The organism is Microvirga pudoricolor, assembly GCF_016892705.1.
In the GTDB taxonomy this organism is placed as follows: domain Bacteria; phylum Pseudomonadota; class Alphaproteobacteria; order Rhizobiales; family Beijerinckiaceae; genus Microvirga; species Microvirga pudoricolor.
The window spans coordinates 133,132-159,043 of record NZ_JAFEMB010000002.1 but is presented as its reverse complement, the minus strand read 5'-3'; the positions used below and the strand labels follow the sequence as shown (position 1 = coordinate 159,043).

The 25,912-nt window shown below is 64.4% G+C and carries 24 protein-coding genes; 10 read left to right on the top strand and 14 right to left on the bottom strand.

What is annotated here, in order from left to right:
* Positions 1-42: 42 nt before the first annotated feature.
* Together ILT42_RS09755 and ILT42_RS09750 are read right to left on the bottom strand one after the other, a co-directional pair.
* Positions 43-1,653, bottom strand: a complete 1,611-nt coding sequence (locus ILT42_RS09755; protein ID WP_204215397.1) for an ABC transporter ATP-binding protein — start codon at positions 1,651-1,653, stop codon at positions 43-45.
* A 94-nt stretch (positions 1,654-1,747) separates the two neighbouring features.
* Positions 1,748-1,885, bottom strand: coding sequence for a hypothetical protein (locus ILT42_RS09750; protein WP_204215396.1), 138 nt, complete (start codon positions 1,883-1,885; stop codon positions 1,748-1,750).
* A 376-nt stretch (positions 1,886-2,261) separates the two neighbouring features.
* Here ILT42_RS09750 and ILT42_RS09745 point away from each other — a divergent pair, with 376 nt between their 5' ends.
* Positions 2,262-3,686, top strand: a complete 1,425-nt coding sequence (locus ILT42_RS09745) for an FAD-binding oxidoreductase (RefSeq protein WP_204215395.1) — start codon at positions 2,262-2,264, stop codon at positions 3,684-3,686.
* A 63-nt stretch (positions 3,687-3,749) separates the two neighbouring features.
* Here the strand turns inward: ILT42_RS09745 and ILT42_RS09740 are convergent, their stop codons facing one another.
* From ILT42_RS09740 to ILT42_RS09725, 4 genes are all read right to left on the bottom strand, one after another.
* On the bottom strand, positions 3,750-4,121 hold the full coding sequence (locus ILT42_RS09740) for a hypothetical protein (protein ID WP_204215394.1): 372 nt from the start codon (positions 4,119-4,121) through the stop codon (positions 3,750-3,752).
* A 68-nt stretch (positions 4,122-4,189) separates the two neighbouring features.
* Entirely contained in the window at positions 4,190-4,504 is a 315-nt protein-coding gene (locus ILT42_RS09735; protein WP_204215393.1) for a hypothetical protein, read from the bottom strand.
* A 240-nt stretch (positions 4,505-4,744) separates the two neighbouring features.
* Entirely contained in the window at positions 4,745-5,005 is a 261-nt protein-coding gene (locus ILT42_RS09730; protein ID WP_204215392.1) for a hypothetical protein, read from the bottom strand.
* A 128-nt stretch (positions 5,006-5,133) separates the two neighbouring features.
* Positions 5,134-5,379: a hypothetical protein gene (locus ILT42_RS09725; RefSeq protein ID WP_204215391.1), complete on the bottom strand. Its 246-nt coding sequence runs from the start codon at positions 5,377-5,379 to the stop codon at positions 5,134-5,136.
* A 546-nt stretch (positions 5,380-5,925) separates the two neighbouring features.
* On the opposite strand from ILT42_RS09725, the gene ILT42_RS09720 reads away from it, so the two are divergent.
* On the top strand, positions 5,926-6,360 hold the full coding sequence (locus ILT42_RS09720) for a hypothetical protein (RefSeq protein ID WP_204215390.1): 435 nt from the start codon (positions 5,926-5,928) through the stop codon (positions 6,358-6,360).
* A gap of 233 nt (positions 6,361-6,593) precedes the next feature.
* On the opposite strand, the gene ILT42_RS09715 is transcribed toward ILT42_RS09720, so the two are convergent.
* Positions 6,594-6,905, bottom strand: a complete 312-nt coding sequence (locus tag ILT42_RS09715) for a hypothetical protein (protein WP_204215389.1) — start codon at positions 6,903-6,905, stop codon at positions 6,594-6,596.
* Positions 6,906-7,253: 348 nt separating this feature from the next.
* Entirely contained in the window at positions 7,254-7,556 is a 303-nt protein-coding gene (locus ILT42_RS09710; RefSeq protein ID WP_204215388.1) for a hypothetical protein, read from the bottom strand.
* Between the two features lie 170 nt (positions 7,557-7,726).
* Here ILT42_RS09710 and ILT42_RS09705 point away from each other — a divergent pair, with 170 nt between their 5' ends.
* Positions 7,727-8,266: a hypothetical protein gene (locus ILT42_RS09705; protein WP_204215387.1), complete on the top strand. Its 540-nt coding sequence runs from the start codon at positions 7,727-7,729 to the stop codon at positions 8,264-8,266.
* Positions 8,267-8,292: 26 nt separating this feature from the next.
* On the opposite strand, the gene ILT42_RS09700 is transcribed toward ILT42_RS09705, so the two are convergent.
* On the bottom strand, positions 8,293-8,460 hold the full coding sequence (locus tag ILT42_RS09700) for a hypothetical protein (protein ID WP_204215386.1): 168 nt from the start codon (positions 8,458-8,460) through the stop codon (positions 8,293-8,295).
* 146 nt (positions 8,461-8,606) lie between these two features.
* Positions 8,607-9,566, bottom strand: coding sequence for a PfkB family carbohydrate kinase (locus ILT42_RS09695; RefSeq protein ID WP_204215385.1), 960 nt, complete (start codon positions 9,564-9,566; stop codon positions 8,607-8,609).
* Positions 9,567-9,854: 288 nt separating this feature from the next.
* Between ILT42_RS09695 and ILT42_RS09690 the strand changes: the two genes are divergently transcribed.
* Together ILT42_RS09690 and ogt are read left to right on the top strand one after the other, a co-directional pair.
* Positions 9,855-11,231: a calcium-binding protein gene (locus ILT42_RS09690; protein ID WP_204215384.1), complete on the top strand. Its 1,377-nt coding sequence runs from the start codon at positions 9,855-9,857 to the stop codon at positions 11,229-11,231.
* 168 nt (positions 11,232-11,399) lie between these two features.
* Positions 11,400-11,945: a methylated-DNA--[protein]-cysteine S-methyltransferase gene (ogt, locus tag ILT42_RS09685; protein ID WP_204215383.1), complete on the top strand. Its 546-nt coding sequence runs from the start codon at positions 11,400-11,402 to the stop codon at positions 11,943-11,945.
* 8 nt (positions 11,946-11,953) lie between these two features.
* Here the strand turns inward: ogt and ILT42_RS09680 are convergent, their stop codons facing one another.
* Together ILT42_RS09680 and ILT42_RS09675 are read right to left on the bottom strand one after the other, a co-directional pair.
* The gene (locus ILT42_RS09680; protein WP_204215382.1) at positions 11,954-12,619 is read right to left on the bottom strand and encodes a LuxR C-terminal-related transcriptional regulator; all 666 of its coding nucleotides are present in this window, start codon (positions 12,617-12,619) and stop codon (positions 11,954-11,956) included.
* Between the two features lie 70 nt (positions 12,620-12,689).
* Positions 12,690-13,136, bottom strand: coding sequence for a sensor histidine kinase (locus ILT42_RS09675; protein ID WP_204215380.1), 447 nt, complete (start codon positions 13,134-13,136; stop codon positions 12,690-12,692).
* Positions 13,137-13,701: 565 nt separating this feature from the next.
* Between ILT42_RS09675 and ILT42_RS09670 the strand changes: the two genes are divergently transcribed.
* Complete coding sequence (locus ILT42_RS09670) at positions 13,702-14,001, top strand: HU family DNA-binding protein (RefSeq protein WP_204215378.1); 300 nt, start codon at positions 13,702-13,704, stop codon at positions 13,999-14,001.
* A 256-nt stretch (positions 14,002-14,257) separates the two neighbouring features.
* On the top strand, positions 14,258-15,700 hold the full coding sequence (locus ILT42_RS09665; RefSeq protein ID WP_204215786.1) for a sensor domain-containing diguanylate cyclase: 1,443 nt from the start codon (positions 14,258-14,260) through the stop codon (positions 15,698-15,700).
* 64 nt (positions 15,701-15,764) lie between these two features.
* On the opposite strand, the gene ILT42_RS09660 is transcribed toward ILT42_RS09665, so the two are convergent.
* Positions 15,765-16,490: a L,D-transpeptidase gene (locus tag ILT42_RS09660; RefSeq protein WP_229428559.1), complete on the bottom strand. Its 726-nt coding sequence runs from the start codon at positions 16,488-16,490 to the stop codon at positions 15,765-15,767.
* Between the two features lie 362 nt (positions 16,491-16,852).
* On the opposite strand from ILT42_RS09660, the gene ILT42_RS09655 reads away from it, so the two are divergent.
* On the top strand, positions 16,853-17,599 hold the full coding sequence (locus tag ILT42_RS09655; RefSeq protein ID WP_204215376.1) for a TerC family protein: 747 nt from the start codon (positions 16,853-16,855) through the stop codon (positions 17,597-17,599).
* A 64-nt stretch (positions 17,600-17,663) separates the two neighbouring features.
* On the opposite strand, the gene ILT42_RS09650 is transcribed toward ILT42_RS09655, so the two are convergent.
* The gene (locus ILT42_RS09650; RefSeq protein WP_204215374.1) at positions 17,664-22,724 is read right to left on the bottom strand and encodes a cadherin domain-containing protein; all 5,061 of its coding nucleotides are present in this window, start codon (positions 22,722-22,724) and stop codon (positions 17,664-17,666) included.
* A gap of 164 nt (positions 22,725-22,888) precedes the next feature.
* Here ILT42_RS09650 and ILT42_RS09645 point away from each other — a divergent pair, with 164 nt between their 5' ends.
* Both ILT42_RS09645 and ILT42_RS09640 read left to right on the top strand, forming a co-directional pair.
* The gene (locus ILT42_RS09645) at positions 22,889-24,073 is read left to right on the top strand and encodes a GGDEF domain-containing protein (protein WP_204215373.1); all 1,185 of its coding nucleotides are present in this window, start codon (positions 22,889-22,891) and stop codon (positions 24,071-24,073) included.
* 126 nt (positions 24,074-24,199) lie between these two features.
* Positions 24,200-25,909, top strand: a complete 1,710-nt coding sequence (locus tag ILT42_RS09640; RefSeq protein ID WP_204215371.1) for an ArnT family glycosyltransferase — start codon at positions 24,200-24,202, stop codon at positions 25,907-25,909.
* The last annotated feature ends 3 nt before the right edge of the window (positions 25,910-25,912 follow it).

Sequence of the window (25,912 nt, the reverse complement as noted above, 5' to 3'; positions counted from 1 at the left end):
GAGGCGTTCTTGCTTGATCGGTGGGGCCGAAAGGCGGTTCGCCTAACCCATCCGCTCGGCGCCGGGAACGGCTGCCAGGAGTTGACGGGTATAGGCGTCCTTCGGGCTGGCGAACAATTGCGCGGTTTCGGCCATCTCCACAATCCGGCCTTTTTGCATGACTGCCACCCGGTCGCACAGCTGGGCCGCCACCCGTAGGTCGTGGGTGATGAACAGGATCGCCAGGCCCAACTCGGCCTGCAGGCCTCTGATCAGCTTCAGGATCTCCGCCTGCACGGATACGTCGAGGGCGGATACCGCCTCGTCGGCCACCAGGACGTCCGGCCGCATGGCGAGCGCCCGGGCAATGCCGATGCGCTGGCGCTGGCCACCGGAGAACTCGTGCGGATAGCGGTCCACGGCGCTTTCGCTGAGACCCACCTGATCCAGGAGGCGGCGGGCCCGGTCGAGAGCCTTCGACGGGGTCTCTCCCTGGGTGATGGGTCCCTCCGCGATGATCTGCCCGACGGTGCGGCGAGGATTGAGCGACGCAAAGGGGTCTTGGAAGACCATCTGGATTCGCCGCCGCTCGGGTCGCAGCTGGCGCTGGGTGAGGGCGCCGAAGGCCACATCCCCGATGGTGATGCTGCCACCGTCCGGCTCGACGAGCCTGAGGACGCAGCGGCCGACGGTCGACTTGCCGGACCCGGATTCGCCGACGAGACCCAGGGTCTCGCCGCGCCGGATTTCGAAGGAGACCGCGTCGGCCGCCTGCACCTCCCGGCTTTTGCGCGGCCAGCCCCTTCCGCCGTACGTCTTGGTGAGCGCATCCACCTTGATGGAGATCGGCTCGCCCGTAAGGGCCTTGGGCGGAGGCGGCGTAAGGGACGGAACGGCGGCCAGGAGGCGCCGGGTGTACGGATGCTCGGGCCGGTGCAGGATCTGATCCACCGGTCCCTGTTCCACCAGCACACCGTTCTGGAGCACCGCCACCCGGTCGGCGATCTCCGCCACCACGCCGAAATCATGGGTGATGAACAGGACGGCCGTGCCCTTCTTGTGCCGAAGATTGTCGATCAGCTTGAGCACCTGTGCCTGCGTGGTGACGTCCAGGGCCGTCGTGGGCTCATCGGCGATCAGAAGCTTAGGCTCGAGCGCCAGCGCCATGGCGATCATCACCCGCTGGCGCTGCCCGCCCGACAATTCGTGGGGATAGGCACGGGCGATCAACTCCGGGTTCGGCAGATTGACCTCGCTCAAAAGCGACAGGGTGCGCCGGTCCCGCTCGGCCGGGTTCAGCAGACCATGGGCCCGGAACGTCTCGGCGATCTGGTCCGCGACGCGCATCACCGGGTTGAGGGACGTCATCGGTTCCTGGAAGACGGTGCCGACATCGCGGCCGCGCACATCGCACCATTGCGCTTCCGTGAGCGACAGCAAATCCCGTCCGGCCAGGCGGATTCCGCCGGAGAGCACGTTCACGCCGCGCGGCAGGAGACCGATGGTGGCCATCGCCGTCATGGATTTGCCGGACCCGGACTCACCCACCACGCACAGCGTTTCCCCCGGCATGATCGCCAAGGACAGGTCCTGAATGGCATGCCGGCGGTCCGCAAGACCGGGAAGCCCAAGAGTCAGCTTTTCGACGGACAGCACCGGAACGGGATCGGTCACGCAGGTCTCCTCGTCCTGCCGAGGTCGGGCAGGGGAGATGCATCCTCGTCATAAGAGACGTCAGGTCAATATCGGTGCCGTCGCGGTTTCGCGGCTATTCCCAGATCGTCAGGATCGTCGACACCACGCTCACCAGGGCCAGCGCCGCGATCAGGGTTGAGAGGACCGGGATCCGGATGCGCTCAAGGCCGGCATCTTCCCTGCGGATCGTGTTTTTGGTGATGAAGCACATGACACAACCCCTTCTGGCGGAATCACTCTTTGTCGTGCCCGGAGCTTGGACCTGTCGAAGCTCGCTGGAAGTGCGCTTTGGCACCTGCATCAGTAATGGCGGATCAGATTTACGAGAGTTAGGGATTTTGTCGTTTCATCATGAACATTGATATCAAATATTGGTGCACGTGATGTGCGAAATATTACGATCCTTTCGCTCGAATAGGGATAAATATCTCATCTAACCTGCAAGATTATTATCCGATATAGGCAGGATTAACCTTGTAGTCTCGTTTTCGTCAGTTTCGCCGGGTGCGGGCTGCGCCCGGCAGGGTTCGGATCCCCGATCCGAATACGGCGGAGCCGATCACCGGCTCCGGAACGGGAGAAAGACGATGACCGACCTTCTCATCAGAACAGTCAAAGGCGACCAGACCAAAATCCCGGAGGACGGGCTGACGATGCTCCGCGGCCAGTTGCGGGGACGTGCCTGCTTGAAGGACGAGGACGGCTACGACGAGGCCCGCACGATCTGGAATGGCATGATCGACCGCTCGCCGGGCCTCGTCGTGCGTTGCGAAGGCGCCGCCGATGTGATGCGGGCCGTGAACTTCGCACGCGAGAACGACCTCGTGCTCTCCGTGCGCGGAGGTGGCCACAACATCGCCGGGAACGCGGTCTGCGACGGTGGCCTGCAGATCGACCTGACGCTCATGAACTCCGTTCGGGTCGACCCGGTGTCGCGTCGGGCGTGGGTCGAGCCCGGCGCGCTCCTGCAGGACGTCGACCGGGAAACCCAGGCCTTCGGACTCGTTCTGCCGATGGGCATCAATTCGACGACGGGCATCGCGGGCCTGACCCTGGGGGGCGGCTTCGGCTGGACCTCGCGCATGTTCGGCATGACCATCGACAACCTGATCTCCGCCGACATGGTACTGGCGGATGGAAGTTTCGTGCACGTGAGCGAGGGCGAGCACCCGGACCTGTTCTGGGCCATTCGCGGGGGCGGCGGCAATTTCGGTGTCGTGACGAGTTTCGAGTTCAGGCTTCATCCCATGGGGCCGCAGGTCACGGCCGGCCTTGTCGTGCACCCCTTCGAAGACGCCGAGGCGATCCTGCGCGCCTACCGCGAGATTGCGCGCCGGGCTCCCGAGGAGCTGACCTGCTGGGTGGTCATGCGAAAGGCTCCGCCCTTGCCGTTCCTGCCGCCGGAATGGCACGGCCGCGAGATTCTGGTGCTGGCCATGTGCTATGGGGGCAGCCTCGATCAGGGCGAGGAGGCCACGCGGGAGTTGCGCTCGCTCGGTCGGCCGATCGCCGACATCGTGGGTCCCATGGCCTTCGTGGATTGGCAGGCGATCTTCGATCCGCTCCTGACGACCGGGGCCCGCAACTATTGGAAAAGCCACGACTTCATGGATCTGTCCGATGAGGTCGTGGCCGAGTTCGTCGAGGCCATCCGAACCCTGCCCGGCCCGGAATGCGAGGTCTTCATCGGGCATCTCAGCGGCGCCATGAGCCGGGTCCCGGAGAACGCGACGGCCTACACGCACCGGAACGCCCATTTCACCATGAACGTTCACACCCGCTGGCAGGAGAGCCGACACGATAACGCCTGCATCGGCTGGGCCCGGCGGCTGTTCCGGGCCCTGGAGCCTTACGCCACCGGCGGCGCCTACGTGAACTTCATGCCCGAAGACGAAACGGACCGGATCGAGAAGGTGTACGGATCGAATTTCCGGCGCCTGTCCCAGATCAAGGGGCGCTATGATCCGCACAACCTGTTTCGCATGAACCAGAACATCCCCCCGATGCATTGATCGGCGCAGGAGGCGCCGTCCCGGGAGTATCCATGATGAGAGCCCCGGGGCGGCGCGGGGGGGTCAGCTCCGATAGGACCGGGGCGTGAACGTCATGGTGAAGGGCCGCCCTGCGATGGCGCCTCCGAGGCTGTCGGTGACATTCACGGGCGTGCAGGCGTCCAGGGCGCCGAGGATCGCGCTCATGATCCGTCTCTGCTCGTCCGCGTCGCCGCTGAACCTGGAATAGGTGATGCGGGGCTTTCCGAGAACGCTCCCGCTGCGGGTGAGCGTAAACACCACCGTGACCTGGAAGTGGGATACGCCCTCCGGCGGCTGCCAGCAGGCCCACAGGGCAGGCCTCATGTCCTGGAGGGTGTTGGCCGGCCCGGTCGTTTGCGCTTGGGCGGGCGCGGCAAGGCATGATACCGCGCAGGCGATTGACAGGATCTTCATGGCTTGGGGCTCACGCTCTGACCCAGGATGCAATACAGTAACCGCCAAGTGTCGGGCAAGCCTTGCTTCTAGCGCCGGACGGGATCGCCCGCCATCACGTATTGTCCCGTATCGTAGTTGAACGAGACGCCCGTTGCGGCGCTGTGCGCCCAGAGATGCCCGTTGCGGTCCCGGCGATAGACCCATTGGGCATCGAAGCTGTGCCGGGTCTCGTTGGCGATGTTGACACGCATCCGCCCCTGCTCGTCGAAGCGCCTCTCCTGCGCCGTCGGGATCATGTTGCCCCACTGATCGAAGCATCGGCCGGCGTCGTTGCAGGCCGCCATCGCGGCGGAGGATATCAGGGCGGCGCAGGCCCCGAAGACAATGCCTAAGAGCTTCATGGACGCATCCTATCGGAACGAACAGGATGTTTTCCTAGCGGAAGCTAGGCCATTTGGAAATATAACCTTAGCCGTATCGCAAAGGACAGCGGGGTGGGGAGGGGGTCTGAAACGACAACGGCCACGGAAGCGAAACGATGCGCGTACATCCGGCGTCATCGTCTCGGCTCGTGGCCGTCTCCGGTCAAGCGTGAGATCGCGACCGGGTCGAGGCTGATATGGGTACGCTGCCTCGATCCTTCAAGGGGAGGTGACATGCTCCCGAACAGATTCGCGTTCCACGTCCCGACCACCCCTGCTGTCCGCCGCCAGCGTGCTCAGCACGTCGCAGAGAGACCGGAACCTGGCATCCTCGATTTCGAAGATCTCCTCCCGCCGCTTGCGCTCGGCCGCAAGACAATGGGAGAGCAGCATCGGCGTATAGGGGTTCGGAACAGGCATGTCGTAGGCGAGCTTCTTCACCTCCAGAATGAACTCATCGATCCAAGTCTCGTCCGCCATGCCAAACCCCTGACATCTCGATGCGACGCAAGTATAGCGCGGCTTGGGGCTCCTTTAATACTTAGCCTGAATCGCCAGATCTTGGGTCCATGACCCTACAAAGAACTACCACGGGCTGGAGGTGTCGTTCACGAGCACACGGCCGTCGGCGTCGGTCCCATGTCGGCCGTCTGGGCGGCCAGCAGGAGAGCCTGCGCCAGAGCGCGGGCCTGATGGGCCGACATGCTGATGCCCTCATGCCGCCATTCCCCACATATGAAGTCTTCGATGCTGCGCGCGAAGGAAATGACGGCCATCACGTCCCTGTCGTCGAGGAGCCCGACGGAGAAACTTTCGAGCGTGCCGATCTCGCCCCGGTTGACCTGCCTTGCCATGGATGTATCGCCCCGACGTCCTAGGCGGAAATGCCTAGCTGGACCATAGGCGAAGCGAAACGGCCGGGCGTGCCGTGGCGCACCCCGCATGGCTCGCTCGCGGAAACGGATGGCGGGGGATTGGCGGATGAAGGGAATGAAAGGTGGGGCAGGGGCAGTACATCCGTGCCGCCTGCCCCACCGATCGGACCTTCGCCGCCGCTCTGGCGGCAAAGGTCTGGAAACCGATGGTCGCGCCAGCCGGTAGATGGAGGATCCGCTCCGGCTGGCGCGTGAATGTCGCGAAGTGCCCCCGCAACACCTGAACGCTAACCCGGCGCTCGTGACAGGCCAATGACGGGATCACGCGGATTGCCCCATCCTTGGGCAAGACGTGCGGAAATGGTGGACGTCGTGACCGAGACCGCGGCACCCGGGACCGGGATGCTTTCCTCTCGGCGGGACGCCGCGCCGGTTCCGGCCCGCGACAAGCTGTGGTATTTTCGAATGCAAGCGCGAACGCGCCCGGGGACAGCATGACCGATGTTTCTTCCAGAGGAGGAAGTCATGCGTCCGTACTGTTTCGCGATCGCATCCGCGTTCTTCGCCACGGCGATTCTCTCGACAGGCGCTTCCGCCGAGGACTGCGCCGCGGAGCGTTATGCCGCCGCCCAAGACATCCAGACGGCCACCGGAGCTCTCGAGGCCGAACTCGGCCCCTACGAGGCCGCCATCTTCGCCGGTGACGTCGAAGCCTTCGACGCTGCCGCACACTGGGTCGTCGGCCCCTGGCAGGACCTTCTCGCCATCGTCGACCGCAGGCGGGCCCGCCTCAGCGCCGCCGGCTGTCCGCTCCACGGCATTCCCGAGGAGGCGAGGTTGCCCGGCGGCTGGCAAACCGTGCGGGACATCGGAATCTGGCAGGCCATCGGCGTGGACCGCAACATCACGATGCATAACGCCGCTGCACGCATCGCTCATGCCGCGCATGTCGAGCCCTAGCGCCGGCCCCGCCGGCGGGCCTTGGCGCTTGAACGGGCAATCAATTTCGGACCTTCGGATGATATCCGAAAGCTGAATGGAATGCCGCCGCGCTTCGGCCTATCGTCATTCCATACGGCGCGCCATGGCAGGACTGATCACCCTCGACCGAAGCCTAATGGCTTCCGCACCGCAGAGAGGCCTCGCTTCCCACGAGCGAGGCCTTTGCGCGTTCGGGGGCGTGCGGCGCCGGCTTATTGCGGCGACTTGTTGGCGCCGATCCGAAGGCACTCCAGAACCTCGACGTAGCTGGGGCTTCCGTCGATCTGGGTTTCGGCCACGCAGCGCTCGCGCAGGGCAGGTTGATACTGCGCCCATTCCCGTTCGATGTCGGCGCGCGCCGAGGTCTCGTCGGTGACGCATTGCTGCACGGACTGGCCCGCGTCGATTCCCATGGCGCGGATGCCGGTCTCGCAGGTGGCCCTGGTCGGGAACGCCGGCAGACCTTCGGCGACGGGGATGACCAGAGAGGCGGCGACGAGAGCGGCTGAAAGCAGGGAAGGCATCGAAATTCCTCTAGGTCAGTGACCCTGACGCAAGCCTAGCATCAGGTTCCGTAAAGAAACCATAGCTCGACCCTGGAAGAAAGTCGCCCCGGTTGCATTCGGGTTAGACGGACCTGCTCGATCCACCTCGTGGGAAGGGCCGGCCAAAAAAAGGGCCACCGGCAGGCGGCGGCCCGAAGTCGAGGTCGACGCGACCTCACAGAGGAAAGGCGCCAAGGGAGAACGGAGCGCCCATCCGAGGTGGGGACGTACCTCGGACCTTCATGGTCGCACCGAAACGGTCCGCCGGATGTGAAGCGCTTCACATCCGGCGGCTTTGTCGGCCGTCTCAACGATGCCGGGACGAGCTCACTTGATGGCGTCGAACAGGTTGCCGGAAAACCAAAGGATCAGGGTGATGACGATGAAGCCGATGAGCCAAAGAAGCTTGATGGAGCGATCCGATTCCGCCGGCGCCTCCACCGTCTTCTCGCGAATGACGGGCGCCGGTGCCAGCGGGAGGCGCTCCATCAGGTCGATGTCCGTCGCGGAAATGACATCCGCGGATCCGATCAGCCGGACATGAAAGGGAATGCCGCCCCGGAAGACGACTTCAGCGGGTTGAACGTCCGAATGCCAGGTCACCCACCAATATTCGACGCGATCGCTCAAGCTCTAACCCTTATGGCGGAGTGTCATACCGCCGTCAGACATGGAAAGGAAGGAATGGGGATCGTCAAGGCTGTGAGGGGCTGCAAGGTTCCAGACTACAACCGGAAATTAGCTTTGCCTTTCGAGGCGATCTCCCTGACAATTCCGACGACAACATCTTGGGGGCACAAGTGTTTGGGATAGCTTTCGACTTCGCACGAGCGCAACGCGCACATCGGATAGCCGCTTCGGGACTTGCTTTAGCGCTGCTCGCTTTCCCGGGCGCCGGCCTGGCGCAGGAAGCTCCGAGGCCGATCCCGCGGCAGCCGGCACCCACCGTTACGGCTCCCGATACGACGCCCATCCGTATCGTTCTCGTCGAGTGGCGCATCAAGAAGGGGCGTGAGAAGGAATTTCTCGATTACTGGTCCACGCAGGCCACCATCAAGGACCGGACAGGCCTCATCGGCGAATATCTCAGCCGCGTCGAGGATCAGAAGCAGTATCCGTGGATGGTGTGGAACCTCGATCCGAATTGGACCACCTTCGTGAATGTGGGCTTCTGGCGCAACGGGGCCGATTTCCAGGAGCAGATCGGGAAATTCATCGACAATTCACGCCCGCCCCAGGCCTTCGAGGCGGAGCGCAGGCGTCGGGTCTTCATCGCGCCGGAGCGCTGGCGCCTCGGCCCGGCCGGCGGATTGCAGGCCGACCATCCGGCCGTCAAATAGCCTCCCCGCTGCCGCTTGGTTGGGCCTCACTCCGCCTCCGGCGCGAGGCCCAGCATGCTTTCGATCTGTAGCGGGTCGTCGAGCCAAATATAGACGAGCACGATCGCGATCAGAGTAAAAGCCAGTACAGCCCACCCAAAACCGACGACTTTATTCTGCTCGGACTTGATTTGATCGTCGAGTTTGCGAACCATGGTCGCCAATCCGGCCCAAATGAACATGCATTGCGGAAAACAGTCTTATTAGCTTTCATCTAATTGATTGCAAGGCGTAATGATATGTCTTGTATGCTCGGGATGCGCGATGAAATGTCTCGCATCGAGGACGATCTTTACTTCGATTAAAGGTACTGTGTCGGTAGCGGTTCCGTGAGCCCGCACCCTGGGAACTCGCGGCCGCTCCGCTCGACGAGCTGGGAAAGGGTCGGCGCCCCGAGCCTGCCTCCAAAGCTCTCGCACTTCATCGCGGCCGCCACGTTCGCCATCAGCACCCTGGTCTCGAGAGACCAGCCGGAGACGAGGCCAAACGCATAGGTCCCGTGCCAGACGTCACCCGCATTGAGCGTGTCGACAGCCTGGATGGATGGTGCCGGGAAAGACCGGATCTCGTCAGGCCGCGCTCGTTCCCAGACCAGAGCCCCGTGCTCTCCCAGGGTCACGCCGATGACCTCAGCCTCGCTGGAACGCGCCATCTCCAGCAGTGCCGTACGGGAATCCCCGGCGTTTGTCAGAGACGCCAGAGCCGGTTCGGAGAAGAGCACGTGATCGGCCAGCGGAATCAGCCGTCGCAGAATGTCCGGCGGTGCGACGTCCGCGTCGAGAATGGCGGGGACACCATGGTGGCGGCTTTCCCGCATCAGCGATTCGGCGCCTTCGAGCCAACGTACATCCACTAGGACGGCCGCGGCCGCCGGGACCTCTTCGAGGGGAAGCCAGCTCGGATCCGTCTGGAGGCTCGGATCCGTGTAAGGGACCACGAGCCTTTCCCCCGATGGATCGACCAGTACGGTCGAGAAGGCCGTTCTGGCCCCGTCGATGCGTCGGACCCGGGCAACGTCCACACCCTCATGCCCGATGTCGCGAAGGAAGGTCTCGCCGGTCGGGTCGCTCCCCACGCGCGCCCAGAGCTGCACGGGAGCACCGAGGCGCGCCAAGGTGGCGGCCGCCGCAGTCGCCATCCCGGAAGCGGCCTGAACGGCGATTTCCGGCAGCAGTTTGGTTCCATGGCCGGGGATGCGATCGACCTTGAAAATGGTGTCCCAGAATGCGCAGCCCAGGCAAATGATGGTTTTGCGACTCATCGGCGTCCTCGTCATCGGCCAATCCTTTGCAACTTTCCCGCGATGCCGGGAAGGGACAGCGGATCGCATCCCCTCGGCAGCTGCACTCTTCGGGTTGAAGGCGATTCCGTTCCTGTCTCTTGAGGATAAGTTATTCTGCTGCATAGAAATACTTCAGTAGTAATCCTATCAAATGAAAATAGTAGTTCACATCTGATGGGGAGATTATGAGCAGTTGAAACTAATACTCTAGAAACACCAGTATAGATGGCACGAATGCGGGGAAACGTCAGTTCATCGAGGAGTGTCATGGTTACTGCTACGTTGACGCCAGTTCTTGTCGGCAAGTACGGCGAAACCGGTATCTACCGGATCGATCTCAGCCAGAGTGGCCTGAGCGAAATCTTGAGCATCACCTTCAAGGATGACAGCGTCACTTCGGGCGGCACTGGTGCCGCTTCCGGATTCGACCTCGACTTCGTGAAGGTCTCGAGCACCCTGACCAACGGAGCCGACTCAGTCGCGACGCTCACCGGCGATCCGGTCTTCGACTACAGTGCCGGAGGTGTGCTGTTCAGCCCGGGTTATCGTCAGGCTTACCAGTCCGGTGACCCGCGAGAGTGGGACGCGCCCTATCTGTTCGGGACGACTCAGGACGTCTACGACCCGTCCAAGGCGACCCTCGGCGATTTGGATGGCACCCGAAGCAGCGACAATGGCTCCATCTCGCTTGGCGAGGGTGGACTCCTGACGTTCACTCTGGCGCAGGCCATCACGTCCGGCGCGAAGTATCTCTATTTCGGCGACAGCGGCGGCGGTAACGACAAGGTGGTCGTGTCGGTCAACGGTAACGTGCCCACACCTCCTCCGTCCGATCCGGGCTCACCCCCGTCCGACCCGGCGAATCCGCCTGGCGGCGGTGGCGGCGGTGGAACCGGCGGCAACGGCATCGTGGACACGTTCTTCAGCGGGACGGGGCGCGCCGACCGGATCGTCCTCGGTGAGGGCGACTACATCGGCCTCGGCCTTGGCAATGACGGCATCGACGGCATGAGCGGGAACGACACTCTCGACGGCGGGGTCGGGAACGACGCGCTGTTCGGCGGCGCCGGAAACGACCTGCTGTTCGGGCGCTCCGGCAACGACCGCCTGTACGGCGAATCCGGCAACGACCGCCTGCGCGGCGGCGACGGAGACGACATGCTGTTCGGCGGGTCTGGCAACGACGTGCTTTACGGCGAGGCCGGCAACGATCAGCTCATGGGCGGCCTCGGACGCGACAAGCTCTATGGCGGGGCCGGGGACGACAAGATCTTCGGCAGCCTGGGCAACGACATCCTGTCCGGCGGCGCCGGCAAGGACGCGTTCATCTTCCACCAATCCCTGAAGGGAGAGCCGAACATTGCTCGGATCACGGACTTCAAGGTCCGCGACGACTCCGTCTGGCTCGACGACAAGGTCTTCAAGGGACTGGGCAAGGGCACCATGGAGAACCCGACCCAGCTGAAGGCCGGCGCCTTCTGGAAGGGTGCCGAGGCGCACGATGCCGACGACCGCATCATCTACGATTCGTCGAATGGCGCGCTGTACTATGATCGCGACGGCACGGGTGCCGCCGCACAGGTTCAGATCGCGACCCTCAAGCCGAACCTGAAGATGACCTATAAGGACTTCTTCGTCGTCTGATCGCCTGCACGGCTTGGACACGAACGAGACCTGAACGCGATGAGAGGGGGCCCTTGGGACCCCTCTTTCGTCGTGGAGCGTAGGATCCGGTGGATCCGGCCGGCGCCCCCTGGTGCAGTGCTCGGCCAGGGTTCAGAATGCAGGGGCGTCGCTCGTTTCGAGGGGGCCATGAGCATTCTGCGCTTTTACATGGATCGCATGGAGACCCCCATCGGGGAGCTGGTTTTGCTGGCCGACGACGGCGGGCGCCTGCGATCGGTGGACTGGACGGAGCACGAGCCTCGGTTCGCCCGCCTGCTGCGTCTTCATTATGGAGAAGGCCAATACGCGCTGGAGCGACGGGACGATCCCGGGGGACTGTCCACGGCTCTTGGAGCCTATTTCGACGGTGATCTCCGTGCCATCGAGGCGCTGCCCGTGGAGACGGCCGGCACGCCCTTCCAACGCGAGGTCTGGACCGCGCTGAGATCCATCCCGCCTGGAACGACGATTTCCTACGGTGAACTGGCGCGGCGGATCGGCCGCCCCTCGGCCGTCCGGGCCGTCGGGCTCGCCAATGGGGCCAACCCCATCGGGGTCGTCGTTCCCTGCCACAGGGTCATCGGTTCGGATGGAGCGCTGACGGGCTATGGTGGGGGAATCGAACGCAAGCGTTGGCTGCTCGCGCACGAGTCAGCCTTGTCGCCCGCCCCACAGATGTGTCTCGCCCTCTAGGTCGCCGCTCAGGAGTGCAGGGTCGGTTGCTGCGGAACATGCTCGGAAGCCAGGATGGCCGCCTCGACGCGGTTGCGCACCTTCAGTTTCTGAAGAATACCGGTCACGTAGTGCTTGATCGTCTTCTCGCTGAGATCGAGCTTGTCGCCGATCTCCCGATTGCTGAGGCCCGATCCCAGGATGGACAGGATCTGAGCTTCACGACCGCTGAGATGAATGAGCCGGTCCTGCATCTCGCTCGAGGGCTGGGAGGGCCCGGATTGCGCCAGCAGCTTGGCTGCGAGGGCAGGGGACACGTAGCCCTCGCCCCGACCGAGGCCGCGGACCGCTTGCACCAGCTCGTCCGGGCTCGTGCCCTTCAGGATGTAGCCCGAGGCGCCGTTGCGCAAGGCGTCGCAGACCTCTGCACCCTCGCCCGTTTTGCCCAGGATGAGAACCTTCACCATCGGACAATGGGTCGTCAGCTGCGTCAGGCAGGACGGGCCGCCGCCCGGAACGTTGACGTCCAGGATCAGGACGTCCGGCGAAAGGGCGGATGCCACGTGAAGCGCGTCCGAGGCGCTCGTACCCTGAGCGATCACCTCGATGTCCGGCTGGCTCTCAAGGGTGTAGACGACGCCGCTTCGGTAGAGTGGGTGGTCGTCGATGACGGCGACGCGCATTTTGTTGGTCATGTAGTTCCCCGCATTCGATGTCGGGCCGCCGATCGCTGGCCCATGAGTGTTGTTGCCGGTCGTGTTCTCGTCAGTCTTTTTCGTTATGTCTGACGCTGTCCAAATCCCAAGGCCCGACCAAGCCGAGACGAACCGGGCGCTCCGGCTCCTTCGCAACCGGAGGCCATGCTCCCTCGTCCTTGATCTCGACCATGAGGGAGGTGCCGTCCCACCAGACGGAAACCCTATGATCGTTGGCGCAAGCTTGCTCGCAGGCGAGGTCCAGGCTTTCGCGAATGAAGCGGCAAACCGTCGTCTGCACGATCATCGGCAGGTGCTCAGGCAGGTCCGTGACCGCGCAGTACACCCGCGTTCCCGTCCGCGCCTCATGGGCCCGCGCGAGATCGCGCAGCACCCGATCCAGGGATGCGGGAGACGAATCCGGCGCCACCGAACCCGGGTGGGGGGTGCGGCTGACGGCGGGCCTGGGGTCGCCAGCGACCTGAGGAGCTCCGCTCTCCTGGCGCGGCAGAGGCAAGGCGGGCGACCGCCAGGACGATCTGACGGGCGTGCCCGCCCGCCGTCCCGACGCTCTCCGGCCCTGAGCCGAACGTTTAAGGAAGGATTGCCAATAGCGGAGTAGCCCTGGGAGCTTAGATGGGATCACGACTTCCGACGATGTATGCACGGCCCGCTGACCCCCTGGTGAGACTAAAGTTGGCACTGCCTACATTCTTATGAGTTTAACTTTAGGCTTGGCTGGATATTAACTTTATTAACGTAAGATTAAATGATCCTTAGGTATCCCGACGTTGCTTATGGCCGCATCTCGGGAGTTAACCCCGAGGGATTATGGCGTGACAGGTGCCCTCGGACGGCTCGTCTCAAGGACAATATGCCTAATAACATCGCTCTAACGGGTCGTCGGACCTTGGTGGATGTTTCTTATCCGTCGGGGTTGGCCCTCGCGGACATCTCCCTCGAAACAGCCCGCTTCCCGCGCATTTCAGGGCGGATATGGGATAAAATGACGTAGCGATAACTTGACCCGTCGACAAAATCGGTCAAGACGGACCTTCGGATTTAGCCCATAGGGGAAGCTGATGAACAAGAACGATCTGATCGACGCCATTGCCGAAGAGCACGAGCTGACCAAGACCTTCGCCCGGGACCTCGTGGAGGGCATTTTCGACCGCATCTCCGAGGCCGCCAAGCGCGGCGAGGAAGTGGCGATCTTCGGCTTCGGCAAGTTCAAGGTCGCCGATCGCAAGGCGCGCAAGGGCCGCAACCCGCAGACCGGCGAGCCCGTGAAGATCGCCGCGTCCAAGAACCTAAAGTTCGAGCAGGCCAAGGCCATCAAGGAACTCCTGAATACCAAGCGCGGCGGCTCCCGGAAGAAGTAAACGCCAAGGGCCGAATGCCCTCAATCCTGGTCAAGGGCGGTTTGTGAACCGCCCTTTTTGCTGCCCGCGGGCGGCTGGCCGATGGCCGGTGGCTGCACCGTCGATCATATTTTAAACCTGAACCTGATAGAGACTTGTCATTGCGGCCGGCTCAGCGATGACCGGCCGGATTAATGGTCAGGGCCGGATAGATTTCATGAATCCTGCGGAAAATACCGTTGCGGCGTCTCAGAGGGCTCTCGGGCAGGTAGCGGACATGGGGATGTTCGAACTGGCTCCGGTGCCCCTGTGGCTGGAGGATTACAGTGGGATCCGGGAGCTCTTCGAGCAATGGCGCCGGGATGGCGTGACATCCCTGCGGGATTTCCTCTCCGAGGATTCGAGCCGCGTCCAAGCCTGCTCCGACCGGATCCGGGTGCTGCGGGTGAACGACCGCACGCTTAACCTGTTCGAGGCGCGGGACCTGCCCGACCTCGTGGGGAATCTCGACCGGATCTTCACCCGCGACATGCTGACGACCCATATCGAGGAGCTGGTCCAGCTCTGGGAGGGCCGCACCGAATTCGTCAGCCAGGCGGTCAACTACACCATATCGGGCCGGCGCCTGGACATTCAGCTGAAGGGCAGCATCCTTCCCGGCCATGAAGGCACCTGGGAGCAGGTTCTGGTCTCGACGGAAGATGTCACCGAGCGCGAGACCGCCCGGCGAGGACTCGCGCGGAGCGAGGAATATGCCCGCGGCCTGTTCGAGCATTCGCCGGTTTCGCTTTGGGTCGAGGACTTCAGCGCCATCAAGGGTCTCCTGGACACTGTGAGGGCGCAAGGAATCGTCGATTTCCGGGTCTTCACGGACGTTCACCCGGAATTCGTCGAGCGCTGCATGGCCGAGATCGTCGTCCTCGACGTTAACCGGCACACCCTCGACCTGTTCGGCGCGCCGGACAAGGCCAGCCTGCTGAGAAACCTCAAGGAGGTGTTCCGGGGCGACATGCACGAGCCCTTCCGGGAGCAGCTGGTGGATCTTTGGAACGGCAAGCTGTTCCAGCAACGGGAGGTCGTGAACTATTCGCTCGGAGGCGAGGCCATCCACCTTCATCTCCAGTTTTCGGTGCTGCCCGGCCACGAGAGCGACTGGTCCCTGGTGCAGATCGCCCTGACGGACATCACCGCCCGGAAGAAAGCCGAAGCCTATCTGGAGTTTCTCGGCAATCACGACCCGCTGACCAAGCTCTACAACCGCTCCTTCTATGCCGACGAGCTCAACCGGCTCGAGCGCAAGGGCCCGTTCCCTGTCACCGTCATCGCCATCGATCTCAATGGATTGAAGGAAGCCAACGATGGGCTCGGCCATGCGGCCGGCGACGCGATGCTACGGCGGGCCGGAGAGGTGCTGGAGAAGCTCATCGAAAGTCCCGGCTGCGCCGCGCGGATCGGCGGGGACGAGTTCGCCATCCTGTTGCCGGGCACCGACGAGCGCGACGGGGCCGTGACCATGGAAGCACTCGCGGGCCTCATCGAGATCAACAACCAGTTCTATTCTGGGCCGGGGCTCAGCATGGCGATGGGGGCGGCCACCAGCGAGCCTGGGGAGAGGCTGGAAGAGGTCGTCAAAAGGGCGGACCTGCGCATGTACGAGGCGAAGCGGGCCCATTACTCGATGCTGCCGAACGAGCGGCGGCAGCGGACGGCGATGCGCTAGCGCGGCTGATCGAACCCGTTCTAGAGGGACGGTCCGGCGCCGGGCGCCGGACCGTATCGAAGGATCAGCCCGCAGTGGGGCGGGGGGCTTCCGCCATGAGATCGAAGCCCGGCGCATGGTTGAGCACCACCACAGGCGTTCCCACGGGCACCCGGTTGAACAGGTCGATGATGTCCTGGTTGAACAGCCGGATGCAGCCGCTGGACACCGCTTCGCCGATGGACCACGGCTCGGTCGTGCCGTGCAGGCGATACATGGTGTCCGTGTCGCCCTGGTAGAGATAGAGCGCGCGCGGCCCGAGCGGATTCCCGAGACCGCCCGGCATGCCGCCGGCCCAGGGGCGATTGCGCTTGGGATCGCGCCGGATCATGTCGGCTGTGGGGGTCCAGCGCGGCCAGGAGGCCTTGCGCCCCACCCGGGCCCGGCCGCTCCACAGCATGCCCTCGGCGCCGACGCCGATGCCGTAGCGAAGGGCCCGGCCGTTTTCCATGATCAGGTACAGGAACCGGTTGCCCGTATCGACCACGATCGTGCCCGGCCGCTCGCGGCCGCTATAGGCCACTTCCTGGCGCAGATATCTGGGATCGACCTCCGAGATGTCTGTGGCGGGAAGCGGGAAGGCCTCGTTGGGACGGGGACCGTACATGGCCACATAGCTCGGGTCCGGGCCGAAGCGGACGCTCTGCGCCGTGGGCTGCTGGGTCGTGACGCAGCCGGCCAGGGCGCAGGAGATCGCCAGGGTCGCCAGGAGAGGGGCGGACCGGAGCTTAACCTTGGGGAAGTTGAACATCTAGAGAGACCGTAATTCTTTGATTTGCACGGGTTTCGTTGCCGCTCAGGTAACGCCACTGGAACGGCGAAGGTTCAATGCTAGATCGATCACCAGACGGTGAGAATCTGATCACATTTGATGGTTGTGCCATTTCAGCCACAGATGGGCCGTGGGATTTGGCCCGACGGGCTCTTGCGGCGACGGTCATCCCGTAACGGCGTCGAATTTCGGTCGAAATCGACCGGATCGCCGGCTTGGCCATCTTGATGAAGCCGAGCCAATCCCCAAATCGGTCCCAAGGCCGCGCTTGGTGCGACCGTATGGGTCTTCCCAACGGGGATATCGGCGTCCCTCCGGACCAAATCAACACGGACCCTACAATGAACAGCCTCATGATGCTCGCAGCAGACCCCACCGCGTGGGTCGCCTTGGCGACTTTGATCGCCATGGAAGTGGTGCTCGGCATCGACAACCTCATCTTCATTTCGATCCTGACGAACAAGCTCCCGGCTCACCAGCAGGAGAAGGCCCGGCGGATCGGCATCGGCCTCGCCCTGATCATGCGTCTCGCCCTGTTGGGCACCGTGGCGATCATCGTCCAACTCACGGAGCCGGTGTTCGAGGTCTTCGGCCATGGCTTCTCCTGGCGCGACCTCATCCTCATCGCGGGTGGCCTGTTCCTGGTCTGGAAAGCCACCAAGGAGATCCATCACTCGGTGGACCCCCATCCCAACGAGGACATGTTCGATACCAAAAAGCCTCAGTTGGGCTTCGCGGCGGCCATCGGGCAGATCCTGGTGCTGGACCTCGTCTTCTCGGTCGACAGCATCATCACGGCGGTCGGCATGACCGACCACGTGCCGATCATGGTGATCGCCGTTCTGGTGGCCGTGACCGTCATGCTCCTGGCCGCCAACCCGCTCGCCCGCTTCATCCAGGCGAACCCCACGGTCGTCATGCTGGCGCTGGGCTTCCTGCTGATGATCGGCATGACCCTCATCGCCGAGGGCTTCGGGGCGCACGTTCCGAAGGGCTACATCTACAGCGCCATGGCATTCTCGGCTCTGGTCGAAGGCCTCAACATGCTCTCACGCCGCTCCAAGCGGAAAGGCGAGGCCAAGCACTGAGCCGGCTTGCGCCATTCCCGTCGACAAGAAAGGCCCGGAGCATCGGCTCCGGGCCTTTTTCCGTTCAGACGATGAAAAAGTCCTTGTGGGTCAGTTTCAGCTTCCTGGCCCCGTCGAGCTTCACGATCTCGACCGCCGCCTTTCCGCCGGCACCGTCCTGATCGTACAGGATCGCGCCCTTCTTCCTGTCGAAGATGATTCGGTCGCCGCCATCGAGGGCTTTGTCGCCGGTCACGAAAGCGCCCTTCTTCAGGCCGCCTTTCTTGACGAACTTGGTGAAGAACGACCCGGAGAACTGGATCGTGTCGTCCTTGACGTTGAAGTCCGTAATTCGATCCAGATTGTTCTTCCGGTTGGGCTTGGTGTCGAAAACGAACGTATCCTGCCCGCTGCCGCCCGACAGGATGTCGTTGCCGCCTCGGCCAAGAATCCTGTCGTTGCCGGCACCGCCGCCGAGGGTGTCGCGGCCTGCTCCGCCGATGATGACGTCGTCGCCGGCGGAGCCCGCCGTGAACTCCGCGGCCCAGTCGAGCACCTCGATCCGCATGGCCTTGTCGACGCTCAGTCCACCCTTGTCCGTCGCCCGGACGACGATTCGGTGCGTGGCAGCCTGCTCGTAATCGAGCCTCACGCCCTCCGACACCACGATCCGGTCGCCATCGACGGCAAAACGGCCGCCCGCGTCGTCGAGAAGCCTATAGCTGAACGCGTCCCCGTTGTCCTGGTCGCGGGTCGTTAGGGTTCCGACCGTCGTTCCTCTCGCCGAGAGCTCACGTACCGTGGCCTGGCTCAGGGCGACATCGGTGGGGGCTTCGTTGACGTCGCCAAGGGACACGCTGAAGGCGGATTCGAAGGTGGCCCCCGCCCCGTCCTTCACCTGGATCCTGACCGTGTGGGATGGGGCGGCCTCAAAATCGAGGAGGGCGCCGTTGAGCACGACGAGCTGGTTCCCGGCGATGCCGAACCGGCCGCCCGCGTTGTCCAGGAGCGTATAGGTGAAGGCTTCTCCCGCATTGGGATCCTGGGCCGAGAGCGTGCCGATCACGGTCCCGCCCGCAGCGCCTTCCAGAGCATGGCTCCCGTCCAGCGCGAGCGCGGTCGGAGCACGGTTTTCCGTGGTCGCGATCACCTTGACCTCGCCCCTGGCCGCCGGATTCGCCCCGTCATCGACGACGATCGCGAAGGTCGTGGTCTCGGTGCTGCCCGCCCAGCCGTTCTTGAAGGCCGGATCGAAGGTGAGCGCGCGCAGCGCCGCCGTAACGGTGGCGGCGTCGCCGGTGACCGTGTAGGTCCCCGTAGCCGGATCGTAGGTTCCGGCGCCTCCCGCCGGGACCACGAGAACCCCGTTCTCCTTGGCGAAGGTGACGGTGACGGCGAGGCTCGAGCCATCCGCGTCGCCGACGGTCACGCCCGCGAGGAGCTGAGCCAGCCCGGTGTCCATGATGGATATCGGCGCCGGCAGGTCGCTGAGCGTGGGAGCGTTGTCGTTCAGGTTTTCGAGCGTGAGGACGAATTCCCGCGCGACAGGAGCGTCGATGCCGTCGCTCACGAACACGACAAAGCCGACCTCCGGGACCCCCGTGTAGCGCTCGTAATCGAGTTGGGCCGCGTCCCTGACGCGAATCTCGACGCGGCCGCCTATCTCGACGATCTTGAAGGCGCTGTTGTCGGGGTCGCGCAACGTATAGGTCAGCGGGTCGCCGTCCGGATCCGCCGCGTTCAGATAGCCGACGAGGGTGTCGTCCGGCAGGTTCTCGGCGATGGACGTGACGGCGGTGGCGCCGCCATGCTCCGTCGTGAAGGTGACCGCCTCGGTGACCCGATTGGCCTCGACCGTAACGGAAAGCGGCGTGACCACCCATGCGCCGTGGTCGTCCGTGGACTTGATCCAGAGGGGGAAGTCCTGCGTCGCATCGATCTGCAGGCCCGCTTTGAGGACGAGCTCCGCGATCCTGGCGCCGTCCGGGCCGAGGGTCGTCCGGATCTCGAAGGGGGAACTGCCCGAGGCGTCGTCTCCGTCTTCGTCAACGATCTGGTAGACGAAGGTGTCCAGCACGTCCTGGTCTTGGGTCGTCAGGGTCCCGACCGTCACGGCGGTTCCGTTCTCTCGGATGATGTTCCCCGAGGGCGTCAGGACGATTCCCATCGGGGTATCGTTCTGGTCCACCAGGTCCAGGACGAAAACGCGCTCGGTGGGCGTTGTCTTGCCATCATCCGCCAGGATGGTGACGTTGATCCTCGACCCCTCCGGCCGCTCGAAATCGAGTTTCGTCGGGTCGGCGACGCGCAGTTCGTAGACGAGACCGTGCTTCACGATCTCGAAGATGCCGTCAGGGTCTTTGATCGAGTAGCTGAGGCTGTCCCCATCCCGGTCGGTTGCACTCAGGGTCCCGACGAACGCGCCTTCCGGCAGGTTTTCCAGGACGGCCGTCACGTCCACGCCATCCTCTCCCAGGAGCGAAAGTCCCTCGGGGGCATGCTCCACGTCGTTGAACGTGACCGTGAAGCGCTCGCGCGTGAAGCCGCCATGGCCGTCTCCGGCCTGGATCCAGACATCGTGAACGAGGGTCGACGAGAGGCTGAGCCCGCCCTTGGTCACCAGGCGATGAACCGTCTTTCCGTCGACCAAGGCCGAGGCGATCGCCAAGTAGGGATCGTCGACGGCGGTCCCGTGCTCGTCCACGATGGTGTAGGACAGGCTGTCGTCCGGATCACCGTCCTCGGCCTGGAGCACGCCGAAGGCGGTGCCCTCGGGAGCGTCCTCGTCCAGGGCCACGGGATCGAGCAGGGCGAGGTTTGTAGGAGCCTTGTTGACGTTCTCGATGGCGATCTGGAACGTTGCGAATGCTTCCCCGCCATGGCCGTCCGAGACCTTGACCCTGAGGTCGTGAACCAGCGAGCGCGGCACCTCGGTTCCGGGCCGCGTGACGACCTGATGGACCGTTTTGCCTTCGACCTCGGCGGAGACGATCTCGAAATAGGCATCGTCCACCGGGTCGCCCGCTCCATCGACGATGGTGTAGGTCAGCACGTCCTTCAGGTCGGGGTCCGCTGCGGACAGCAGGCCGACGATGTTTCCGCCTCCCTCGTTCACGACGAGGTTCGACAGGGCAAGCCCGGTCGGCGCCTGGTTGACGTTCTGCACGGTGACCGTGAAGTCCCAGACAGCCATCCCTCCGGGTTTGCCGTCGCTCACCCGGATCCGCACCGCATGGGGCGTCTCTTCCTCGACGCTGAAGGCCGTGCGGGTCACAAGCTCGACGAGCGTGGAGCCATCGGGCAGCAGGGTTTCGCGGATCGCGAAGGGGCCGTCGGCGATCACGGAGCCCGCCGCATCGACGATGGCGTAGGACAGGGCGTCACCGTCGGGATCCGTTGCGCTCAGCGTTCCGACGGTGGTGCCGGGCGCCGCCGTTTCCAGAATCGTATCGCCCGTCAGGCTCAGGTCGACCGGGGCCTGGTTGAGGTCGTGGACGGTGATGCTGAACGTCTGCCGGGTCGCGCCGCCATGGCCATCGCTGACGCTGATCCAGATGTCATGGCTCACCGTATCGGGGACGCTGATCCCCGCCTTCGCCACGAGCTTGTGGACCGTCGAACCGCCTTCGAGAAACTTCCCGATCTCGAACCAGGGATCCTCAGTGGGATTGCCGGCCTCGTCCACGATGGTGAGGGTAAGCGTGTCGCCGTCGCCGTCCGAGGCGCTCAGGATTCCCACCACCGTCCCGGCCTCGACCTTTTCGTCGATGCTGTGCGGCCCCGATAGGGCCAGATCGACGGGTGCCTGGTTCACATTGTTCACCGTGATGGTGAAATCCGCGAAGGCCGCCCCACCCGGTTTCCCGTCGCTCACCTGGATCCGGAGCGGGTAGGCCGTCGTGGCCGCGACCGTGAGGCTGCCAGTCGTGACGAGTTCCACCAGGCGGGTGCCGTCCGGGAGGTCGGTGACCTTGATGGCGAAGGGGCCGTCCGTCACGGCATTCCCATCGGCATCGACGATGGAATAGGCGAGGGGATCGCCATCGGGGTCGCTGGCGGCCAGGACGCCGATTGCGGTTCCGACGGGCGCCGTCTCGTCGACCTCCGTTCCGGAGAGGGTCGGCGGCGTTGGGGCCTTGTTGACGTTGCGGACGGTAATCGCGAACGTTTCGGTCGTGCCGCCGCCATGGCCATCGCTGACCTTGACCCGAATCGTGTGGGTCTCGTCGGCCGCGACCGCGATTCCGCCCTTAGTGACGAGGGTATGCGTCGTCTTCCCGGCGATGACTTTGGTCTTGATCTCGAACTGGGGATCAGTCGTCTCGTTGCCGTCCGCGTCGACCAGCGTAAAGGTCAGGCTGTCGCCGTTGTAATCCGTGGCCGTGAGGGTTCCCACCGTGACGGCCGTCTCACTCTCGTCGATGGCGGCGTTCGAGAGCGAGAGGGCGGCCGGCGCATGGTTCCGCGTGGTCGACTGGATCGCGACGGACTTCACGACCGTGAACTCGCCGTCGGTCACGCTGAGGGAGAACGAGATCGTCTCCATGGAGCCTGCCGCGACGGCCCGGTCCCGCGGGTCGAAGGAAAGGTTCTGCAGGGCGGCCTTCACGGCCGCGACGCTCCCCGACACCGTATAGGTGCCGGCCGAAGGGTCGTAGGTGCCCGGGCCGAGATCCGACAAGGTGCCGAGAGCCGGGTCGAAGGCGACGGTGGCCGTCACGGTCTCGCCGATGTCCTCGTCCGTGACCTGCACGTCCCGAAAGGGCTTGATGAGAGCGTCGTCCACCGTGGACCCGGCGCTAGCCGGCAGGTTGACGACGGGCGTCTCGTTCAGGTCGTTCATGTAGACGATGAAGACCCGATCCTCGAAAAAGTCGGGATCGTCCGGATCTTCGATCATCACGTGGACGATGTAGCGGTGGTCGGACTTGGCCTCGTAGTTGAGGTTGAAGTTTTCCCGGGGCGCTAGGTAAAGCTTTCCGCCGTCGTCCGGATTGCGCACGAGCCGGAAGGGCGTGAAGCCGGGCGCCAGAATGGTGTAATTCAGGGTAGGGGAGTCGTCCGGCTTCTGCACGATGCCGATGTGGGTCGTGTCGGGGACGTTCTCGTCCACGAAATAATTGATGACCGGTATCTCTTCGTCCATCGGATCCGCCAATCTTCGCTATGCCGGATCTATAACGCTATAACAAATATTATAAAAGTGTTCTCAACCCTGGTTCTCGTTTCGTGAAATTGTGATGACGGACTGCTATTGACGTTGGGTGAGGGACATGGTTGCAGGGTGTACCGCCCCTCGCGACACCTGCCATGCATCTCGATCCGATCGCCTTCGGCCTCACCTCGGTGATGCTCTCCGCCGTGTCCGGCGGCCTTCTGCTGTTCTCCTGGCTTCAGAACCGGACCGAGACCGCTCTGGCTTGGTGGGGCCTGAGCTTCTGGCTGTGCGCCGGGAGCATCGCCCTGGTGGGAGCCCGGGGAATGGGCGCGCCGCCGGTCTCCGTCATGAGCGGTAACGCGCTCCTCGCGGCCGCGTTCGGTCTGCAATATCTCGGGTGCCGGGTGTTCAACGGACGCTCGGCGCCGCTGCCGCTGGCGCTGGTGGGGGCTGGTGTCTGGCTCGCCTTCTGGCCGTTCTTCAGCGAGTGGTTCGAGGCCCGCATGGTCCTGATGGCCGCCGTCGGGAGCCTCTATTGCGGCTTCATGATGTGGGAGCTGTGGCGCGAGGCACCCTTGCGCCTCGTCTCGAGCAAGGCGCTCGTCCTCGTCGTGGGCTGCGCCGCCGCCTATTTCACAATCCGCCTGATCGTCGGCCTCATGCCGCCCGTCGAGGCCCTGCGTGAGCTTTTCGCCAGCCGCTGGTCCTCCGGCATGGCCTTCCTGCTCCTGCTGTATCTGCCGAGCCTGGCCTTCCTGTTCCTGTCCATGGCCAAGGAGAAGGGCGAGTTCGCGTTCCGGCAAGCTGCCCTCGTGGATCCCCTGACCCGGATCCCGAACCGCCGCGCCTTCACGGCGGATGCGGAGCGCTTCCTGGCGAGGCACGGCGGAGGGGCGGTGAGCTGCCTTGTCTTCGACCTCGACGACTTCAAGGCCATCAACGACAATTACGGGCACGAGGCCGGCGACGACGTCCTCCGAGCCCTCGCCGATACCCTCGCGACCATCCTGCCGGGCCAGCCCTTCGGGCGCCTCGGCGGCGACGAATTCGCGGCCCTGATCCCGGCCGGCGAGGGTGAGGCGAGAGGGAAGGCAGAGGCCGTGCGCGCAGGGTTCGACGCACACCTCGCCCGGTCGGAGGGCGGCGCCCTTCGGGCCACCGTCAGTATCGGCTGCGCGACGGCCTCGGGTCTCGGCCTCCAGGATCACCTGGCGAGCGCCGACGCCGCGCTGTATCGGGCGAAAGCCGGGGGACGCAACCGGGTCTCGGGCCCGGAAACCGGAGAGGCGACATTGATCCGCTTTCCGGTGCGGCGAGCCTACCGCAACAAGGTCTGAGCCGAGGCGCCCGCTACCATCCGTCGATTTGACTTCCCGGCAGGTTTGAGGGAAGAGCGCCGGTCGCGCGGGCCTTTGGGCCCATGAAGCCCCCGAGAACAGGCGTCCCGTCGCCGGAGCTCCCGCATGAATGTCGCCGATGCCCAACTGCGCCCGACCAGACGCGAGGCCTTCGCGTCGCGGGCGGTGGTCTGGTTCGAGCGCAGCCATGCGCGGCTATGCGCCCTCCTCATCCTGCTGTCGCTCGCCTGCTTCCTGCCCGGCTTCTCGACGCTCCAGCCCATGGACCGGGACGAACCGCGCTATGCCCAAGCGTCCAAGCAGATGCTGGAGACCGGCGACTTCGTGGACATCCGCTTCCAGGACGAGGCCCGGCACAAGAAGCCGGTGGGAATCTACTGGATCCAGAGTGGCGTGGTCGCCCTGGGAGAACACCTCGGGATCTCCGACGCACGCACGACCATCGCCCTCTATCGGCTCCCCTCGCTCGCCGGCGCCCTGTCGGCCGTCCTGCTCACCTACTGGGCCGCGCTCGCCTTCCTGGGGAGGCGAGGGGCCTTCCTGGCCGCCTCCCTCATGGCGGCCTCCGTCATCCTCATGGTCGAGGCCAGGCTGGCCAAGACGGACGCGGCGCTGCTCGCCTGCTGCGTTGCCGCCATGGGCGGGCTCGCGCGAGCCTATCTGAGCCGCGGCGCCGGGCGTCTGCCCTTGGGGACCCTCGCGGCCTTCTGGCTCGGCTTCGCGCTCGGCGCTCTCATCAAGGGGCCGCTGGTCCTCATGTTCGTGGGCTTGGCGGCCCTGGTCCTGTCCTGGCGCGAACGCTCCTTCCGCTGGCTGTCGGTGCTCAAGCCCTGGCCCGGCCTCCTGTTCACGCTTGTGGTCGTGCTGCCCTGGTTCGCGGCCATTGCGGTCAAGAGCCACGGGGAGTTCTTCGCGGCGTCCGTCGGCCACGACATGCTGGGTAAGGTCGGCACCGCCCAAAAGGTCCACTGGGCGCCGCCGGGCTTCTATCTCGCGGCCTTCTTCGCCACCTTCTGGCCCGGCGCCATCCTGGCGGCCATCGCGGTGCGCTTTGCCTGGACCAACCGGAGGGACGATGCCGTCGCCTTTCTGTTGGCCTGGATCGTCCCGGCCTGGCTCGTTTTCGAGGCCGTGCCGACGAAGCTGCCGCATTACGTTATGCCGCTGTATCCCGCCATCGCCATTCTGGTGGTCATCGCGATGGCGCGCGGGTTCCTGGGGCCGCACCGCCCACTGGCCAGGGTTTCGACCTTTCTCATCCCGTTCATCCCCCTGGGCCTGACCCTCGGCGTCTCGGCGGTGAGCTGGTCCTTCGACGAGACGCTGCCCTACAGAGCGCTGCCGCCCCTGGTGCTGTCGACGGCGCTCGCGTTCTATGCGTGGTTCCTGTTCGTCCGCGCCCGCGTCGTGCACAGCCTCTTGGCGTCGCTGATCTCAGCCGCCTTCCTGGCGCTCGGCGTGTTCGGCTTCGCGCAGCTCGACCTTCGCTCCCTCAAGCTGTCGCCGCGGCTCGCGGAGGTCGCCCGCAACCTGGGCTGCGCCGATCCGGCGGTCGCAACCCTGGGATATCGCGAGCCGAGCCTCGTCTTCCTGACCGGCACGAAACTCGAGATGCTCGAGACGGGATCGGAGGCCGCCGCCTTCCTGAAGCAGGGCGGGTGCCGCATCGTTTTCGTGGACGAGCGCTTCGACGAGGATTTTCGGGCCGAGACGGAACGCCTCGGTTTCGAGCCGGCGCTCTCGACGCGGGTGATCGGGTTCAATATTAACAGCGGTCGCCGGGTCGATATCGGCGCCTATTCGGCCGTGCCTTGAGGC

Excerpts from the sequence above, each read along its gene's own strand:
- ILT42_RS09750 (WP_204215396.1), bottom strand. The coding sequence starts at position 1,885 with ATGTGCTTCATCACCAAAAACACGATCCGCAGGGAAGATGCCGGCCTT.
- ILT42_RS09745 (WP_204215395.1), top strand. The coding sequence starts at position 2,262 with ATGACCGACCTTCTCATCAGAACAGTCAAAGGCGACCAGACCAAAATC.
- ILT42_RS09740 (WP_204215394.1), bottom strand. The coding sequence starts at position 4,121 with ATGAAGATCCTGTCAATCGCCTGCGCGGTATCATGCCTTGCCGCGCCC.
- ILT42_RS09735 (WP_204215393.1), bottom strand. The coding sequence starts at position 4,504 with ATGAAGCTCTTAGGCATTGTCTTCGGGGCCTGCGCCGCCCTGATATCC.
- ILT42_RS09730 (WP_204215392.1), bottom strand. The coding sequence starts at position 5,005 with ATGGCGGACGAGACTTGGATCGATGAGTTCATTCTGGAGGTGAAGAAG.
- ILT42_RS09725 (WP_204215391.1), bottom strand. The coding sequence starts at position 5,379 with ATGGCAAGGCAGGTCAACCGGGGCGAGATCGGCACGCTCGAAAGTTTC.
- ILT42_RS09720 (WP_204215390.1), top strand. The coding sequence starts at position 5,926 with ATGCGTCCGTACTGTTTCGCGATCGCATCCGCGTTCTTCGCCACGGCG.
- ILT42_RS09715 (WP_204215389.1), bottom strand. The coding sequence starts at position 6,905 with ATGCCTTCCCTGCTTTCAGCCGCTCTCGTCGCCGCCTCTCTGGTCATC.
- ILT42_RS09700 (WP_204215386.1), bottom strand. The coding sequence starts at position 8,460 with ATGGTTCGCAAACTCGACGATCAAATCAAGTCCGAGCAGAATAAAGTC.
- ILT42_RS09695 (WP_204215385.1), bottom strand. The coding sequence starts at position 9,566 with ATGAGTCGCAAAACCATCATTTGCCTGGGCTGCGCATTCTGGGACACC.
- ILT42_RS09690 (WP_204215384.1), top strand. The coding sequence starts at position 9,855 with ATGGTTACTGCTACGTTGACGCCAGTTCTTGTCGGCAAGTACGGCGAA.
- ogt (WP_204215383.1), top strand. The coding sequence starts at position 11,400 with ATGAGCATTCTGCGCTTTTACATGGATCGCATGGAGACCCCCATCGGG.
- ILT42_RS09680 (WP_204215382.1), bottom strand. The coding sequence starts at position 12,619 with ATGACCAACAAAATGCGCGTCGCCGTCATCGACGACCACCCACTCTAC.
- ILT42_RS09670 (WP_204215378.1), top strand. The coding sequence starts at position 13,702 with ATGAACAAGAACGATCTGATCGACGCCATTGCCGAAGAGCACGAGCTG.
- ILT42_RS09665 (WP_204215786.1), top strand. The coding sequence starts at position 14,258 with ATGGGGATGTTCGAACTGGCTCCGGTGCCCCTGTGGCTGGAGGATTAC.
- ILT42_RS09660 (WP_229428559.1), bottom strand. The coding sequence starts at position 16,490 with ATGTTCAACTTCCCCAAGGTTAAGCTCCGGTCCGCCCCTCTCCTGGCG.
- ILT42_RS09655 (WP_204215376.1), top strand. The coding sequence starts at position 16,853 with ATGAACAGCCTCATGATGCTCGCAGCAGACCCCACCGCGTGGGTCGCC.
- ILT42_RS09650 (WP_204215374.1), bottom strand. The coding sequence starts at position 22,724 with ATGGACGAAGAGATACCGGTCATCAATTATTTCGTGGACGAGAACGTC.
- ILT42_RS09645 (WP_204215373.1), top strand. The coding sequence starts at position 22,889 with ATGCATCTCGATCCGATCGCCTTCGGCCTCACCTCGGTGATGCTCTCC.
- ILT42_RS09640 (WP_204215371.1), top strand. The coding sequence starts at position 24,200 with ATGAATGTCGCCGATGCCCAACTGCGCCCGACCAGACGCGAGGCCTTC.